General features: G+C 31.9%; 14 protein-coding genes. 2 read left to right on the plus strand and 12 right to left on the minus strand.

All coding sequences use genetic code 11. The features are described 5' to 3' along the window. Positions 1-29: 29 nt before the first annotated feature. From IX290_RS08405 to rapZ, 8 genes are all read right to left on the minus strand, one after another. Complete coding sequence (locus tag IX290_RS08405; protein ID WP_211492770.1) at positions 30-320, minus strand: cysteine-rich small domain-containing protein; 291 nt, start codon at positions 318-320, stop codon at positions 30-32. Positions 321-430: 110 nt separating this feature from the next. Next, positions 431-1,141: a DNA/RNA nuclease SfsA gene (gene sfsA, locus IX290_RS08410; RefSeq protein ID WP_211492771.1), complete on the minus strand. Its 711-nt coding sequence runs from the start codon at positions 1,139-1,141 to the stop codon at positions 431-433. A gap of 69 nt (positions 1,142-1,210) precedes the next feature. Next, the gene (locus IX290_RS08415; protein ID WP_211492772.1) at positions 1,211-1,627 is read right to left on the minus strand and encodes an Rrf2 family transcriptional regulator; all 417 of its coding nucleotides are present in this window, start codon (positions 1,625-1,627) and stop codon (positions 1,211-1,213) included. A gap of 72 nt (positions 1,628-1,699) precedes the next feature. Beyond that, on the minus strand, positions 1,700-2,608 hold the full coding sequence (locus IX290_RS08420; protein ID WP_211492773.1) for a DUF1385 domain-containing protein: 909 nt from the start codon (positions 2,606-2,608) through the stop codon (positions 1,700-1,702). Positions 2,609-2,626: 18 nt separating this feature from the next. Next, positions 2,627-4,138, minus strand: coding sequence for a PP2C family protein-serine/threonine phosphatase (locus tag IX290_RS08425; RefSeq protein ID WP_211492774.1), 1,512 nt, complete (start codon positions 4,136-4,138; stop codon positions 2,627-2,629). Beyond that, positions 4,135-5,142 (minus strand): hypothetical protein, encoded by a 1,008-nt coding sequence (locus IX290_RS08430; RefSeq protein ID WP_211492775.1) that lies wholly within the window; start codon positions 5,140-5,142, stop codon positions 4,135-4,137. Before IX290_RS08430 ends, IX290_RS08425 begins: the two co-directional genes overlap by 4 nt. A 10-nt stretch (positions 5,143-5,152) precedes the next feature. Beyond that, the gene (gene uvrC, locus IX290_RS08435; RefSeq protein ID WP_349290753.1) at positions 5,153-6,946 is read right to left on the minus strand and encodes an excinuclease ABC subunit UvrC; all 1,794 of its coding nucleotides are present in this window, start codon (positions 6,944-6,946) and stop codon (positions 5,153-5,155) included. Then, positions 6,940-7,797, minus strand: coding sequence for an RNase adapter RapZ (gene rapZ / locus IX290_RS08440; protein WP_211492776.1), 858 nt, complete (start codon positions 7,795-7,797; stop codon positions 6,940-6,942). Before rapZ ends, uvrC begins: the two co-directional genes overlap by 7 nt. Positions 7,798-8,070: 273 nt before the next feature. Here rapZ and IX290_RS08445 point away from each other — a divergent pair, with 273 nt between their 5' ends. Both IX290_RS08445 and IX290_RS08450 read left to right on the plus strand, forming a co-directional pair. Next, positions 8,071-8,997 carry a radical SAM protein gene (locus IX290_RS08445; protein WP_211492777.1) on the plus strand — a complete coding sequence of 309 codons (927 nt, stop codon included), beginning with the start codon at positions 8,071-8,073 and terminating at the stop codon, positions 8,995-8,997. 12 nt (positions 8,998-9,009) lie between these two features. Beyond that, entirely contained in the window at positions 9,010-9,882 is an 873-nt protein-coding gene (locus IX290_RS08450) for a pyridoxamine kinase (protein ID WP_211492778.1), read from the plus strand. Between the two features lie 128 nt (positions 9,883-10,010). Here the strand turns inward: IX290_RS08450 and nifJ are convergent, their stop codons facing one another. The 4 genes from nifJ to ftsY form a co-directional block, all read right to left on the minus strand. Continuing rightward, complete coding sequence (gene nifJ / locus IX290_RS08455; RefSeq protein WP_211492779.1) at positions 10,011-13,580, minus strand: pyruvate:ferredoxin (flavodoxin) oxidoreductase; 3,570 nt, start codon at positions 13,578-13,580, stop codon at positions 10,011-10,013. A 159-nt stretch (positions 13,581-13,739) separates the two neighbouring features. Further along, a complete protein-coding gene (locus IX290_RS08460; RefSeq protein ID WP_211492780.1) occupies positions 13,740-14,942 on the minus strand; it encodes an acetate kinase in 1,203 nt (400 codons plus the stop codon). Positions 14,943-14,980: 38 nt separating this feature from the next. Beyond that, positions 14,981-15,994, minus strand: coding sequence for a phosphate acetyltransferase (pta, locus tag IX290_RS08465; RefSeq protein WP_211492781.1), 1,014 nt, complete (start codon positions 15,992-15,994; stop codon positions 14,981-14,983). Positions 15,995-16,146: 152 nt separating this feature from the next. Continuing rightward, positions 16,147-17,343: a signal recognition particle-docking protein FtsY gene (gene ftsY, locus IX290_RS08470; protein ID WP_211492782.1), complete on the minus strand. Its 1,197-nt coding sequence runs from the start codon at positions 17,341-17,343 to the stop codon at positions 16,147-16,149. Positions 17,344-17,467 lie beyond the last annotated feature (124 nt).

Below are 17,467 nucleotides of genomic sequence, written 5' to 3' on the forward strand. Positions count from 1 at the left end.
AATCCCCGTATCAAATACGGGGGATTTTTTTATTTCTTTTCTTTTTCCTTTTTATCTAGATACTCCTGTTGTACCATCTCTATTACATCAAGCATTTTCTTTTGAATATGGGCATATCCAACTTCTTTAACGTGTGGAAGATTACAATTTGAACAATCTTTTATTCCATGAGGAGTGTATTTAAAATTACCTCCACAATTTTCTCCTAACATGTATAATGGACAGTAGCAGAACATACAGTTAAATTCCTCAGGCTTATCTGTCTTATGACATGGGAAAAACTCACAATCTTTATGATTTATAAATTTATAATTATTCATACGAAACCCCTTTCTATATTTTAATTTACTACATATAGTGTATAATTTTTACCAGTTTAAATCAAGTTTATATTTTATATCCTCTAGTATAACACTATATAGAGTATATACTACTCCTCTATAATTTCAATTTTATTATCTATATAATATATATCTCCATCTTTTAATTCAAACTGGATTGGATATATTTCAACACCTTTTTTCTTAGCTTCATAAAAAAGTTCAGAGAAATTTATATCTGTTTCATGTCTTGGTCTGAACTTATCCGCTTTTCTAAAAACAAGTAAAAGAACAGCTGCTCTGTCACCTTTCTCTTTCAAACTCATTAGCTCTTTAAGATGCTTTTGTGCTCTTACGCTTGGCGCATCTGGAAACATAGCTATTTTATCTACTACCAGTGATACACCTTTTACCTCTACCCAGATCTTTTCCTCTCCCTTCATAAGAAGATAATCCAATCTGCTATCTCCATTCTTTACCTCTGCTCTTAACTTATCTATTTTCCCAAATGGAGATATCTCAGGATCCTTTAAAAATTTCTCAGAAATATATCTATGGTAAGCAGAATTAAGCAGTATATCCTCATCTTTTTCAGGAGTTTTGGCACAGATTAAATCCCACTCTGTTTTTCTTTTAGCTTTATTTTTAGCCTTTTTTAACCCAACTTTATTCCCAAAATATAAAAGCTCTTTAATTCTTCCAGAATCATGTATATGACACTTTATAACATCATCTTCAACTTTTATATTTCCAATAAATCTGTTTGGTCTATCTATAAAGACACCTGTCTTGTCAATCCCTATTTCGTAAATTTTCTTCATATCTATACCCCATTTATCTTTATAATTGAAAAAAAGGATGAATCTTCTTCATCCTTCATTTTTTATATATTATTTTCCGTAAGTTTCGTCTGCTAATGTTTGAAAATTAACAGCTTCCAACTTAGTTACAAAATCATTTTGAATTTCTGCAAAAGCTTTGTTTACTGCACAATTACCTTGTCTTAATGTACAAGATTCTGGTGAATTAACACAGTCTTTAATGCAGATAATAGGTTCGATTGCCTCAACTGCATCTCTTAAAGTTATTTTTGAACCAGGTCTAGTTAATCTATAACCACCTCTAGCTCCTTTAAAGATCTCTACAAGCCCTTTTTTCTCTAATTTTTTTAAAATTCTAAGACTGAATAAGTGTGGAATTTCTTCAGCATCTGAAATTTCATTAGATGCCACTATTCTATTATTCCCATACTTTGTTAAGTATAACAAGATTCTTATTACATACTCTATCTCATTCTTTATTCTCATTTAGCCTAGCCGCCCCCTATAATTAATTCAAGATAGAGTTATTATATCATAGTATACCAATTTTTACAACATTTATTTATCAATTTCTGTAGCGTTTTCAACGTGTTCACCTAAAGATACTTTTATCGCCACAATTGCTACTTCTAACTGTTTCTTATCAGGCTCTTTCGTCGTAATTTTTTGTAACAGCAAACCTGGCATTGCCAATAGTTTTATGCAGATATTATCCATATGTTTGGAGCTATATCTTTGAATTTCATAAGATATTCCCGCTATTAAAGGCATCAAAACTACTCTTAATCCAACTTTTAAGGCAAGTTTTGCCACAATTGTCTCAGGTGTTGGAAAGATAAAATCAATTGTTGAAAACACAATAATTGCAATCAACATAACAATTAAAAGAAAACTGGTTCCACATCTTGGGTGTAAAGTTGTAAACTTCTTTGCATTTTCTGGAGTAAGTTCTAAACCATTTTCATATGCATATATTGATTTATGCTCAGCTCCATGATATTCATATACACGCTTTACCTCTTTAGAAAATGAAATAATCCATATATAAAGAACAAAGAAAACTAATCTCAACAGAGCTTCCAGTAAATTCGCATGTAATTTATCATTTGGAAATAAAAATCCTCCTATTATTGAAGGAATGACAACAAATAACGCTATCCCTAAAACTAAGGAAACAATTGTGGTCATAACTGCTTCTTTATGTGTAATTTGCTCTTCTTCTTTATCTTCTGACTGATTAGCTGAAAATGTCAACTCTTTTATACCTGTTGTAAGGGCATCAAATAGCATTATTGCTCCACGTATAAATGGAATTTCTGCCAATTTCCCTTTTTTCTTTGAAATATATGTTTTTTTATAAACTATCTCTCCTGAAGGCTTTCTTACAGCTGTAGCTATACATGATGGACTTCTCATCATTACCCCTTCAATTACAGCCTGCCCTCCTATGCTCAATCTTTTCTCCATGTCTTTTCCTCTCTAAGTTTATATTGTATTTTTTAGAACAACAAATGTTAAGTCGTCTGTTTGTCCATATTCTTCTCTAAATCTATTTATTCCTTCCAGTATCACTTCTTTAAGCTCATCTGGATTTTTATCTTTATTTTTATATACTATCTCTTTTAATCTTTCTATTCCAAACATCTCTTTACGTGGATTTTCTGCCTCTGTAATACCATCTGTATAAAGTACAACGATATCCCCTTTATCTAGCTTTATCTCTCCCTGTCTATATTTATAATCTTCAAGGAAACCTATAGCTACACCTTTTACAGTATGAAGTTCCACTTCATCCTTTTTAGCTCTATATACTACTAAAGGATTGTGACCTGCATTTGAATAGTAAAGTGTCTTAGTCTTTCTATCATACTTACTGTGTATCATAGTAATAAACATATCTTCAGTTATATCTGAATATATAATTTTATTCAATTTTACAAGGTTTTCATTTGGAGCAAATTCTCCAGTTAAAGTTAAAGTTTTTAACACTGATCTTCCTAATGCCATTAGAAAGGCTGCTGGAACACCTTTTCCACTTACGTCAGCAATTGTTATAGAGAAAACGTGGTCATTTAATATTGTATAGTCATAGTAGTCTCCACCTATCTCTTTTGCTGGTTCAAAATATTGAGCAATTTCCAATCCAAATATCTCATCTACATCTGCAGGAAGTATTTTCTTTTGAATTCTTGCAGCAACGTCAAGTTCGTTGGAAATTCTTTCTTTTACAAGCAATTCTGAATAAATTTGAGCATTGTTTATGGCTATTGAAACCTGTATAACAAGTGCCGATATAGTCTCCTCATCCAGGTCTATAAGCTTATTCTTATCCTCTATTACATAGATTACCCCTAGCTCTTTTCCTTTTACTACAAGAGGTGAAATAACTACTACCTCATCATCTGCCAGGACAAATCTTTTTGAAAGTTTATCGTATATTTCTTGATAATCCTTTTTAGTAAAATTTTCAACTTCTGGTTCTGTATAATATACTCCCTCTTTAAAGTTGCACTCACCTTTTGTCTTTTTATTAATAAGATTTCCCTCTTCCCATAGATAAAGAGATATCCTTTTAGCACCAGTTAACACAAAATAGGCATCTAATATGATATTAATTATACTATCAAGGTCCAGAACTGATAATACAGCTCTTGAAAGAGAGTTCAAATTAGATAGATTCTCAACTCTTCTCTCTAGAATCTGGTTTGAATATTCAAGTTGTGTAGATTTAGTAACCAGAGAATTATAAGTTATCTCAAGTTCCTTTCTGTATTCTCTAAGTTCTTCAATGGAACTTTCAAGTTCTAAATCCTGCTTAATTACATTTTTTATTGTATCTTCATACTCATCTTTTAAAATTTCAGGAACCACATCAAGTTTCTTTTTATTTCTAATACTGGTGAGCATTGTCATCATTTCCTCTGCTATGTCCTCTTCTCTCTTTTTAAAATAATAGAGTAGAAGTCCCACTACAAGTATAAAAATAAAATAAATCATTTCTCTATCCTCCATTTAGACTCAATATTAACGAAATTCATTTTTTCTCTTGGCCTTTCATTTTCGCTAATACTTGCCTTCTTTAAGTTAACATTTGGTACATGTTTAATTTTAAAATCTAATATATCTTTAAGCTCAAGTCCTTTATAATCACCAAGTTTTGATATTATATCAAGTGGATTTGCAACAGTCTCTACAACTGTTTTTATTTGATAATCTTTTACATTTTCCACTTTTTTTCCATTTATTAACAGAATCTTTCCTGGAATTACTTCATCAGATACAAATCCATCTACAATAACTATTTTAGGCTTTAATTCTGATAACTTTTCTGCATCCAGTCTATTAGTTCTTATATATATAGGGAATCCATAAGAACTTCCAACTTCTAAATTTTTATTATTCAATTCCAAAGCATAATCATTTTCTATAATAAAACATGTATTGGAGAAAAATTTTCTTCTTTGGAATACCTCATCAATTAATCTTCCTTTATCAAGTTCTGTGTAATATTTATTTTTATCATATTCAGATGATTTTTTCAGATAATCCAACCAGTATGCCACCTGTTTATTTAAGTATTTTTGAGTATTTCCAGCATCTTTTGGAAAATCAACTTTTATTTTACTGTCAACTACTTCTTTTTCACTATCTGTTAAAGCATAAGCCTGCTTATAATAAATTTTTTCTTCCTCTCTAACTTCTCTTTTTTGAAGATTCTTCAAATCCTTATACAGTTCCAATGGAATAATCAGATTGACATCCTTCTTATATGCGACCATTTTTGATGTAAGTACGTCAAAATCTTCATAAAATTTATCCTTTTCATGAGGAGTCTTAGGATAATTTATTCTGTAAAATATTATTGTATAATCATTTCTATTAATTTTAGAGTTAGAAAATTCTACTATCTGACTTTTATCTTTTCTTGCGGTTATTCTTCCACAACCGGTGCTAATTAACATTCCAATAAGAAGTCCCACAACTATAATTCCTTTTTTCATATGCCCTCCATTATTTTTTTAAAGTATCCACTATTTTTTCTGCAACATTTCTTGGAACAAATCTAGCCAGTGATTCTACATCTTCCTTAGCAATTTGAGTTACTGAGCCGAACTCCTTAAGAAGTATCTCTTTTCTTTTTTCTCCAATTCCTTCAATTTTATCAAGTTCTGAAGAAATAACTCTTTTACTTCTTAACTTTCTATGATATGTTATACCAAATCTATGCGCTTCGTCTCTCACTCTCTGGAAAATCTTTAAAGCTTCCCACTCTTTTGGAAAACAGTAAGGCTTGCTTTCTCCATATTTATAGATTTCTTCATCTTTTTTTGCCAAACTAAGTAAATCTGCTATATTCTCTTTTCCAATCTCTTCTAATATCTTTCCTACAGCATTTATTTGCCCTAAACCTCCGTCAATTAATATTACATCTGGAAATTCTTCTAGTGGCAACTTGCCATATCTCCTTGTAATAACTTCTCTCATCATAGCAAAATCATCAGGAGTATCTTTACATGTTATCTTAAACTTTCTATAATCACTTTTTGATGCTTTCCCTTCAACTGCAACACTCATTGATGCAACTGCATCTTTACCCTGAATATTTGAAATATCAAAACATTCAATCTTTCTTGGGTAATTTTTTAAAGAAAGCTCTTTATGTATTTTATATAGACCCTCTTCAAGAACATTTTTCTTGTTATAATAGTTTTCAACATCTTTTACAAGATTTAATATTCCCATATCTAATAGTTCTTTTCTTCTGCTTTTTATCTTAGGAAAATGAAACTCCACTTTATGACCATTTTGTTGTTCAAGTAAATGCTGTGTATTTGCAAGTTTATTTTCTAGATTTTCCTGAAATACAATATCTCTTGGAAGTGGATGTTTATTATAAAATGCTGTTACTACTTCCTCTTCAAGATCTATATATATCTTCTCTTTTAAATTTATATTAGTAGATATCTTTCCAAATACCTTTCCCTCTCTGACATTTAGTACACAGATGAATACTCTATCTCCCTCTCTCACCATAGTGAAAATATCTTCATCAAGTTCTTTTCCATATTCATTAACCTGATTTACTGCTGCATTTTTTACCTCTTTTATCTGTTCTCTAAGGATTATTGCTTCTTCAAAATTCATATTTTCAGCTGCACTATTCATCTGATCAGTAAGTTCTCGTATAACTTCCTTGCTTTTTCCCTTTAAAAGTTCTTTAGCTCTTTCCACCTGAATATTGTATGATTCATAAATATTTTTATAGGTACAGGGTCCTGGACACATTTTCATATAATATTTTAAACATGGCCGTGGATATATTTTTTCCATATCTCTATTGCAATCACGAATTTTAAAAATCCGAACTAAAGTTTTTTTCAGATTAAAACCACCAAATGGATAGGGTCCAAAATAAATCCCTGCCTTAGTGTCTAAAGCTCTTGTAGTTCTTATTATTTTTATATTTGGAAATCTCTCTTTACTTATTCTTATATATGGATAAGTCTTCTCATCTTTTAGTAAAATATTATATTTTGGAGTATATTTTTTTATAAGATTATTTTCTAATACAAGTGCATCAAGTTCACTATTGCAAATTATAAAATCAATATCTTCTATATTACGAACTAATTCCCTTGTTTTTTCACTGTCATGTTCTCTATTAAAATATGAAGAAACTCTATTTTTTAAATTTTTAGCCTTACCTACATAGATTACCTTCCTATTTTTTTTCATCAGATAAACACCAGGATTTTCAGGAATATTTATTTTCTTAATATCAAAAATATTTTGTCTTACTACCACTTATTTCTCTCTTTCTCCCTGTGACTAATATAAACATTGAAATTATTTACACTATCCAATTCTTCATATAAAGCCTGTGCAATTGTTACTGAACGATGCCTTCCTCCACTACATCCAACTCCTATAGTCAGATGTTTTTTTCCTTCCTTAATATATAAAGGAATTAAAAACTTAAGCATTACAATTAGCTGATTATAAAATTTCTTAGTAACATCGAACTGCATTACATAATCTGAAACTTCTTTATCCAGACCTGTTTTTAGCTTTAGTTCCTCTATATAATATGGATTTGGTAAAAATCTCACATCAAAAACAAGATCCACATCAATTGGAATACCATATTTAAATCCAAATGACTGGATATGTATATTGATATCTTTTATATCATCATCTAATTCCAGAATAACTTTTAATTTACCAACTAATTCTTTAGGTTTATTATCACTTGTATCGATTATTCCAGTAGACATCTCTTTGATCACTTCCATGATCTCAATCTCTTTTATAACGCTTTTTAAAAGTGTATTTTCAACAACGGGATGCTTCCTTCTAGTTAGATTATATCTATTTAAAATAACCTCTTTAGAAGCTTCTAAAAATATGATTGATGATTCTATATCACTGTGATTTCTTAATTTCTTTAAAAAATCAACAAATTCATCTATTTTTTTAAATGAACGTATATCCATTCCAAGAGCAATTTTATCAATTGAGGTATCCAAAAATGTTTCTCCAACTTCACATGGTAAATTGTCTATTGTATAGTACCCCATATCTTCCAGTAGATTCAAAGCTGTAGTCTTCCCGCTTCCGCTCAGTCCTGTAACTATAACTAATTTTTTCTTTTCCATGTTTTCACCCTATACTCAATTTGTCATTTATTATATTATACCACATCACTTGGTATTTTTTTAATCTATATAATACTATATAATACCCATATCCTAATTAATTTAACAAATAATCACCACATGACTATTTTATCTTGTAATATAAAACAAATCAAGAAACTATTTTATAAATTTTCATATCAGGATATTTATTCATCTAATTGAATTTTTAGCCTTTTATTTTATGTAAAAGCGTGTATAATAGTATTGTGAATTAATTTATGGGGTGATTAAATGAAAAAATTAAATTGTATTTTTGGACCTATTCCATCAAGAAGGTTAGGGCGTTCTCTAGGTATAAGTCCAATTCCTAAAAAAACATGCAATTACTCATGTGTATATTGCCAATTAGGAAGAACTGATAAAATGACTAACACTAGAAAAGAGTATTTTCCTTTAGAAGTCATTATAAAAGAGTTTAAAGATTACTTAAAAGAGATAGATGATTTTGATGTAGTGTCTATTGTAGGTGAAGGTGAGCCAACTCTTTATTCAAGACTTGGTGAGCTTATAGACCAAATAAAAACAATTATTGATAAACCAGTAGCAGTTATAACCAATTCAGCTCTTCTTTACGAAAAAGATGTACAGGAAGCTCTTATGAAAGCAGATATTGTACTTCCATCTTTAGATGCATACAATGAAGAGGTGTATAAAAAAGTTGATAGACCTTTTGGTAAACTTGATTTCAATAGGGAATTAAATGGTCTTATAGAGTTTTCCAAATTATATAAAGGAGAACTTTGGCTTGAAGTAATGCTTGTTAAAAATATGAATTCTTCAAGAAATGATATAGATGAGTTTAAAAAAATTATCGATAAAATAAATCATGATAGAGTTTATATTAATACTCCTGTAAGACCACCTGCAGAAAGTTTTGTACAAGTGGCTGATTCAGATGAGATAAATTACGCTGTTGAAAAATTAAATGGAATATCTATTGATAAATTGACTTCTGGTAGTTTCTTTAGTGAAATTCCAGATAACTATGAAGCAATTCTAAATATTATTCGTAGACATCCAATGACACAATTTGAGGTACAAAGTCTTCTAGCAAGTAGAAAAGAAACAGATATGGATAATATATTTGCAAGACTTCATAATGATGAGAGTGTAGATGATATTAATTATAAAGGGATTACAACTTACAGATTAAAATAGGAGGAACAACAGATGAATTTAGTAAAAAAAGTTGCTGCTATCCATGACTTATCAGGGTATGGAAGAGCTTCTCTTACAACAATTATTCCAATATTATCAACAATGAAACTACAAGTTTGTCCTATTCCAACAGCTATATTATCCACTCACACTGGTGGATTTGAAGGATACAGCTTTATGGATTTGACTGATTATATGCAGGAACATATAAATCACTGGAAAAAACTTAATTTAGAATTTGATTGCATATATTCAGGATTTCTTGGTTCTCCAAAACAGGCTAAAATTGTAGAAGATTTTATCGATTACTTTAAAAACGATAATCAGATAGTATTAGTTGACCCAGTTATGGGAGATGATGGAAAATTATATGGAACTATGTCTGAAGAGATGGTTAAAGAGATGAGAGAGCTTATAAAAAAAGCTGATATTATAACACCTAATTTTACAGAAGTTACTTATCTTCTAGGTAAACCATATGACACTTCAATTACATTGGAGGAGATTAAAAAATATTTAGTTGAACTATCAAACATGGGACCAAAAATCGTTATCGCTACAAGTATACCTGATAAAGATGAAGTTAATAAGAAAGTATGTGTTGTAGCTTATGATAAAATCAATGATGTTTTCTGGAAAGTCAGCTGTAAACATATACCAGCTTCTTATCCAGGTACTGGGGACGCTTATGCAAGCGTTATAGCAGGATGTCTGCTTAGAGGAGATAGTTTACCAATTGCAATGGAACGAGCTATGTTATTTATAACTCAAGCCATCAGAACAAGTTATGGATTTAATTATCCTACTAGAGAAGGGGTATTACTGGAAAATGTTTTAGGTTTTCTGAACTCTCCTTTTATAGCAACTAATTATGAAAAAATATAACAATTGAATTTAAAGCGGTTGTTGCAAATTTTAAAATGCATCAACCGCTTTTTTATTTATATTTATAAAAAAAGAGAACTGACTTTCGTCAGTTCTCCCAAATCAATAACTAAGCAGTTATTAATCTATTATTTTTTTTCTGAAGAGAAGTCCATAGCAGCAAGTCTGTTATATTGTCTCCATCTTCTTTGAGCATCAGCTTTGTTTGTTTCATATAATTCTTTAGCATGAGCTGGGTTAGACTTAGAAAGAGTAGCATATCTAACTTCTCCTAATAAGTACTCTTCATATTTATCCCAGTTAGGTTCTTTACAGTCTATTTGAAGAGGGTTCTTACCTTCAGCTTCTAATGCAGGGTTGTATCTGAATATTGGCCAGTATCCGCATTCAGTAGCAAGCTTCATTTCAGTTTGTACTTTTGCCATACCTTTCTTAACTCCGTGGTTGATACAAGGTGCATAAGCTATGATTAATGATGGTCCTTGGTGAGCTTCTGCTTCTTTAAGAGCTTTTAAGTATTGAGCTTGGTTAGCTCCCATTGATACTTGTGCAACATAGATGTGTCCATAAGACATAGCGATTGCAGCAAGGTCTTTTTTCTTAACAGCTTTTCCTGCAGCAGCAAACTTAGCGATAGCTCCTGTTGGAGTTGATTTAGAAGCTTGTCCTCCTGTATTTGAGTAAACTTCTGTGTCAAGTACGATTACGTTAACATCTTCTTTAGAAGCTAGAACGTGGTCTAATCCTCCATAACCGATGTCATATGCCCAACCGTCTCCTCCGATTATCCATTGAGTTTTCTTAGCTAGGAATTGTTTTAAGCTCATGATTTCTTTACAGATTTCACAGTCTTTTCCTTCTATTGCAGCAACTATTTTGTCAGTTACTTCTCTTGATTTAACAGCAAAACTTCTGTTAGCAATCCATTCTTTGAATAGTTCAGCAAGTTCAGCTGGTACTTTATCCATGTTAGTTTCCATTATAGTTTGGATTCTGTCTCTCATAGCTTCTACAGCAACGTGCATTCCCATTCCGAATTCAGCGTTGTCTTCGAATAGAGATGATCCCCATGAAGGTCCAAATCCATCTTTGTTAGTTGTGTATGGAGTTGAAGGTGCAGATCCACTGTATATTGAAGAACATCCAGTAGCGTTTGCAACCATCATTCTTTCACCAAATAATTGAGTTATAGCTTTTAGATAAGGAGTTTCTCCACATCCTGGGCAAGCTCCGTGGAACTCAAATAATGGTTGAGAGAATTGAGATCCTTTAACTGTTTCTTTAGACATTTTGTCATCTTTGTATCCAACAGTTTCAAATAAGTATTTAGCTTTCTTATCTTCTTGGTTAGCAAGAGATTGAGCGATTGGTACAAGTTTTAATGCTTTTTCTTTAGCTGGACATACGTTTACACAAGATCCACATCCTGTACAGTCAAGAGTTGATACTTGCATTCTGTATTCTAATCCTTCTAGTCCTTTTCCAATTGCTTTTTTAGTAGCTAATTCAACTGGAGATGCAGCTTTTTCTTCTTCAGTCATTAAGAATGGTCTGATTACTGCGTGTGGACATACGAAAGAACATTGGTTACATTGGATACAGTTTTCAACTATCCATTCAGGAACGTGAACTGCGATTCCTCTCTTTTCGAATGCAGAAGTTCCGTTTTCAAATGTACCGTCTTCATATCCATCAAATGCTGAAACTGGTAAATCGTATCCTTTGATAGCGTTTACTGGTTTAGCAATTCTTTCTACGAATAATTCAGTTTTTGTTTTTTCGCATCCGCAAGAACAACAATCTTCTTCAGGTTTTAATTCTTCAACTGGTAAGTTAGCCCAAGCTGGATCAACAGGTACTTCTACTAATCCTTCTGCTCCTTTATCAATTGCTTGATAGTTCATTTGAACTATTTCGTCACCTTTTTTAGCGTAAGATTTCTTAGCGTAATCTTTCATGTATTGTTGAGCTTCAGCAAATGGAATAATGTCAGCTAGTTTAAAGAAAGCAGCTTGCATTATTGTGTTTGTTCTTTGTCCTAATCCGATTTCTTCAGCTAGTTTAGTAGCGTTGATTATGAATAATCTTGCTCCATTTTTAGCTAAATCTCTTTTTACTTTATTAGGAATTTCTTTTATAGCTTCATCTTTGTCCCAGATACAGTTGATTAAGAATGATCCACCTTTTCTGATTCCAGATGTCATATCATATTGATGTAAGTATGCTGGTACTGAACATGCTACGAAATGTGGGTTAGAAATTAAGTAGCTTGCTTTAATAGGAGATTTACCGAATCTTAAGTGAGATCTTGTAACTCCTCCTGATTTTTTAGAGTCATATGCGAAGTATCCTTGAGCATATAAATCAGTTTTGTCTCCGATGATTTTGATAGAGTTTTTGTTAGCTCCAACAGTTCCGTCTGCTCCTAGTCCGAAGAATAGACATTCTTTAACGTCTGCTCCTACTACGTTTACAGGTGCTCCAACTTCTAATGAAGTGTGAGTAACGTCATCGTTGATTCCTACTGTAAATCTATCTTTTGGTTGATCTTGTTTTAAGTTTTCGAATACTGCAACTACTTGAGCTGGAGTAGTGTCTTTAGAAGATAGTCCGTATCTTCCTCCAACGATTACTGGAGCATCTTCTCTTCCGTAGAATAGAGATTGGATGTCAAGTAATAATGGTTCACCTTGTGATCCAGGTTCTTTAGTTCTATCTAGAACAGCAATTTTCTTAACTGTTTTAGGGAATACGTTAAAGAAGTATTTAGCAGAGAATGGTCTGAATAAGTGTACAGATAATAATCCTACTTTTTCTCCTTTAGCATTTAAGTAATCTACTGTTTCTTCAGTTATAGGACAAATAGATCCCATAGCTACGATAACTCTTTCAGCATCTGGTGCTCCATAGTAGTTGAAAGGTTTGTAGTCTCTTCCAGTTACTTTAGAGATTTCAGCCATGTAGTGAGCAACTACATCAGGTACTGCATCGTAGAATTTGTTTTGTGCTTCTCTTGCTTGGAAGTAAATGTCATCGTTTTCTGCAGTTCCTCTTGTTACTGGATGTTCAGGGTTTAAAGCTCTTTCTCTGAAAGCTTGTACTGCATCCATATCTATTAATTTCTTGAATACTTCGTAATCCATAACTTCAACTTTTTGAATTTCGTGAGAAGTTCTGAATCCATCAAAGAAGTGTAAGAAAGGTACTCTTGTTTTGATAGCTGCTAAGTGAGCTACTCCTGCAAGGTCCATAACTTCTTGAACTGAGTTAGTTGCAAACATTGCAAATCCAGTTTGTCTTGCAGCATATATATCTTGGTGGTCTCCAAAGATTGATAATGCTTGAGCTGATAATGCTCTAGCAGATACGTGAATTACTCCTGGTAATAATTCTCCTGCTATTTTATACATGTTAGGAACTTTTAAAAGTAATCCTTGAGATGCTGTATAAGTTGTTGTTAAAGCTCCAGCTTGTAATGAACCATGTACTGATCCAGCAGCTCCTGCTTCTGATTGCATTTCTACAACTTTAACTGGTACTCCAAATATGTTTTTCATTCCTTTTGAAGCCCATTCATCAGTATATTCTGCCATTGGTGATGATGGAGTTATAGGATAAATTCCAGCAACTTCTGTGAATGCATATGATGCATACGCAGCAGCTTGGTTTCCATCCATAGTCTGCATTTTCTTTGTCATTATTTTTTTTCCTCCTATATGTCTTTTTGAAAGTATTTTTACTTACCTCTACATACTATTTTAAATCATATTTAAAATTTGTCAATTATAATTTGAAAAAAATTGAATTTTTTTAAATAATTATTTAACTTGCACGGTTAAATATTATATGAAAATAAACTATTTTCCTGTTACAATTCTATAAGTATCTCTTGCAATTACTAATTCTTCGTTAGTTGGTATCTTGTAGATTAATACTTTAGAGTCAGCTGCAGAAAGTTTTACATTTCCTTTCTTTCTAACTGAGTTAACTTCTTTATCTAATTTTGCTCCTAAGAAATCTAATCCATCTATAACTGCTTCTCTAACTCCAGCAGCGTTTTCTCCGATTCCTCCTGCGAAACATATTGCATCTACTCCACCCATAGCAGCTGCATAAGCTCCTATGTAAGATTTAATTTTGTAGATGAACATTTGTTCAGCAAGTATTGCTCTCTTATCTCCTTCAGCAACTCCAGTTTCCATGTCTCTGCAGTCAGAAGATTTTCCATATATTCCTAAGATACCAGATTGTTTGTTTAATCTGTTATCCATTTCTTTATCTGTAAGTCCTCTTTTGTTTTTAATGAATAGAACTGCTGCAGGGTCGATATCTCCACATCTAGTTCCCATCATTAATCCTTGTAATGGAGTTAATCCCATTGAAGTATCTATAGATTTACCATCTAGTACTGCTGAAACTGAAGCTCCATTTCCTAGGTGACAAACTATAATTTTTGAATGTTCAGGATTTCCCATTATTTCTCTCATTGTTTCAGAAACAAATAAGTGAGAAGTTCCATGGAATCCATATTTTCTAACTTTTAATTCAGTATAATCTTCATATGGTAAAGCATACATAAATGCTTTTGCTGGCATTGTTTGGTGGAATGCAGTGTCAAATACAGCTACATTTGGTTTACCAGGCATTAATGCCATACAAGTTCTTACACCCATTAAGTTAGCTGGGTTGTGTAGTGGAGCTAATTCGTTGTTTTCTTCAACAGCTTTCATTACTTCTTCAGTTAATAATACTGATTTAGCAAATGTTTCTCCACCGTGAACAACTCTGTGTCCTATAGCTTCTACTTCTTCAACTGAAGCTATTACACCATGTTCTTTATCAGTTATTGCGTTGATAACTAATTCTAGTGCTTCTTTGTGAGTTGGCATAGGTTTTTTAATTTCAATTTCGAAATCTTTTGCTGGAATTTCATATTCCATTCTTGATCCTTCTATTCCAATTCTTTCGCAAAGTCCTTTTGCAAAAACTTCTTTTGTTTCAGGATTCATCAATTGATATTTCAATGATGAACTTCCACAGTTTATAACTAAAACTTTCATTAATCTTCTCCTTTTAGCTAATTATATTTTATGTTATTTTATTGTATTTTCTTTCCTTCTGCTGCTTGAACTGCAGTTATTGCAACTAGGTTAACGATGTCATCTGCTGAACATCCTCTTGAAAGGTCATTGATAGGTGAAGCTAGTCCTTGAATTAATGGACCATAAGCATTTGCTCCAGCTAATCTTTGAACTAATTTATATCCAATGTTTCCTGCTGCTAGGTTAGGGAATATTAAAATATTAGCTGTTCCTGCAACTTTAGATTCTGGACATTTCTTTCTTGCAACTGATTTAACAATAGCTGCGTCTGCTTGGATTTCTGCTGTGAATGGGAAAGTAACTTTTCTTTCTTCAAGCATTTTTCCTGCTTCGATAACTACGTCTACATCTGGGTGTGATGCTGAACCTTTTGTAGAGAATGTTAATAATGCAACTCTTCCTTGCATTCCAATTACGTGGCTAGCTGTTACAACTGAAGCTTCAGCGATGTCAGCTAATTGTTCTGAAGTTGGTACTGGAATTACTGAACAGTCTCCAAATAATAGAACGTCTCCATAAGTTTCTTGTCTTTCTGTAAGTTCCATTACGAATACTGATGATACAGTTTTTATTCCTTTTCTAGTTCCTACGATTTGTAATCCTGCTCTTAATACGTCTGCAGTTGGTGAGTTAGATCCAGATACCATTGCATCTGCGTCTCCCATTTTAACCATCATTGCACCGTAGAAGTTAGGGTCTTTTAATAAGATTTCTCTAGCTTGGTCTACAGTCATTCCTTTTTTCGCTCTAATTTCAGCTAATTTAGCTGCATAAGTTTCAACTTTTGGTGGGTTGTTGTATTCTATAATTTCAACACCTCTTAAGCTGATTCCTAAATCGTTAGCGATTCTTTCCATATATTCTCTGCTACCTAAAACTATTGGTCTAGCAAGTCCTAAAGAAACTATCTTAGCTGCTGCTGTGATAACTCTTTCGTCGTCTCCTTCTGGTAATACTACTGATTGTTGTACTTCTCTAGCTTTTTCTCTAATTTTTACTAAAAAACTCAAAATACTCACTTCCTTAATTAATTTTTATCTTAAAATTGTTTTGTACATATTTAACCTTTTATGGTGTTAAGTATATACTAACAAATTTTAAATACAATTACAATTACTTTTTTTATAATTATTATATAATATATATATACATAGTTATTAGACTAATCAAATATTGCATCAATGTACTCTTTAGAATTAAATTTTCTAAGGTCTTCAATTTTTTCTCCGACACCTATAAACTTAATTGGCTTTTTAAGCTCTTCAGATATACTAAACACAATTCCACCTTTAGCTGTTCCATCAAGTTTAGTAATAATAAACCCTGTTAACTCTGTAACCTCATTAAAGACTTTTGCCTGTGTCAAAGCATTTTGTCCTGTTGTTCCATCAATTACTAATATTGATTCATATTTTTGATCACCAAGTTTTTTCTTGATTATATTATGAATCTTTTCAAGTTCCTGCATCAGGTTGTTTTTATTGTGTAGTCTTCCAGCTGTATCTATTATAGCTATATCGGCTCCTCTTGTTTGAGCTGCCTCTAATGTATCATAAACTACTGCCCCTGGATCTGCTCCTTGAACACCTTTTACTATGTCAGCTCCAGATCTATTAGCCCACTCTTCAAGTTGTTCAACTGCTGCTGCTCTAAAGGTATCTGCAGCTCCCAAGATCACTTTTTTACCCTCTTTTTTATATTTTGCTGCCAGTTTTCCTATTGTTGTTGTCTTTCCTACTCCATTTACTCCAACAACTAATATTACATTAAGTCTTCCATCTTCAATAAGAATATCATTATTTTCATTAATCAAAAAACCTGCCATAACATCTTTTAAAACAGGATATACATCTTTAGGATCTTTAACACCTCTTGATTTTACCTCTTTTTCAAGTGCCTCTACTATTTTAAGTGTCATGTCCATTCCTATATCTGATTGAATTAAAATATCTTCCAATTCTTCATACATATCATCATCTATAACATTTCTTCCAAGTATAAATGACTTCAAAGTCCCAAACAGTCCTTCTCTTGACTTAAATAATTTTTCCCTTAACGAAGCAAAAAAGCCTTTTTTAGTCTCTTTTTTTTCTTCAGGCTTTTCTTCAGTAACGTTATTCGGTTCAACATAGTCTGCATTTACTTCATCTAGTACTCTATCAGCAGCAAACTCAGTATCTTCTATCTTTGTCTCTTCATTTTCAATAATTTTATTTTCAGTTTTTTTACTTTCTACAGTTTGTTCATCAGTTTTATTTGATTCTTTGTTCCCCTCAAATATCTCATCAAGTTTTATTTCTGCAACTTCTAACTCTTCCTTTTCTTTTTTCTTCTTGAACAGTCTATCAAAAAAACCCATAATATCCTCCTAAACAATTTTCTCTTTCAATTTTACCATAAATACTATTTTTTTTCAATTTTTAAGGTAAAAAAAGCTGAGTAACATTTTTAAAAAAATGTTTTACTCAGCTCTCTTTTTTGTA

This window comes from Fusobacterium sp. DD2, assembly GCF_018205345.1.
Taxonomy (GTDB): Bacteria; Fusobacteriota; Fusobacteriia; order Fusobacteriales; family Fusobacteriaceae; genus Fusobacterium_A.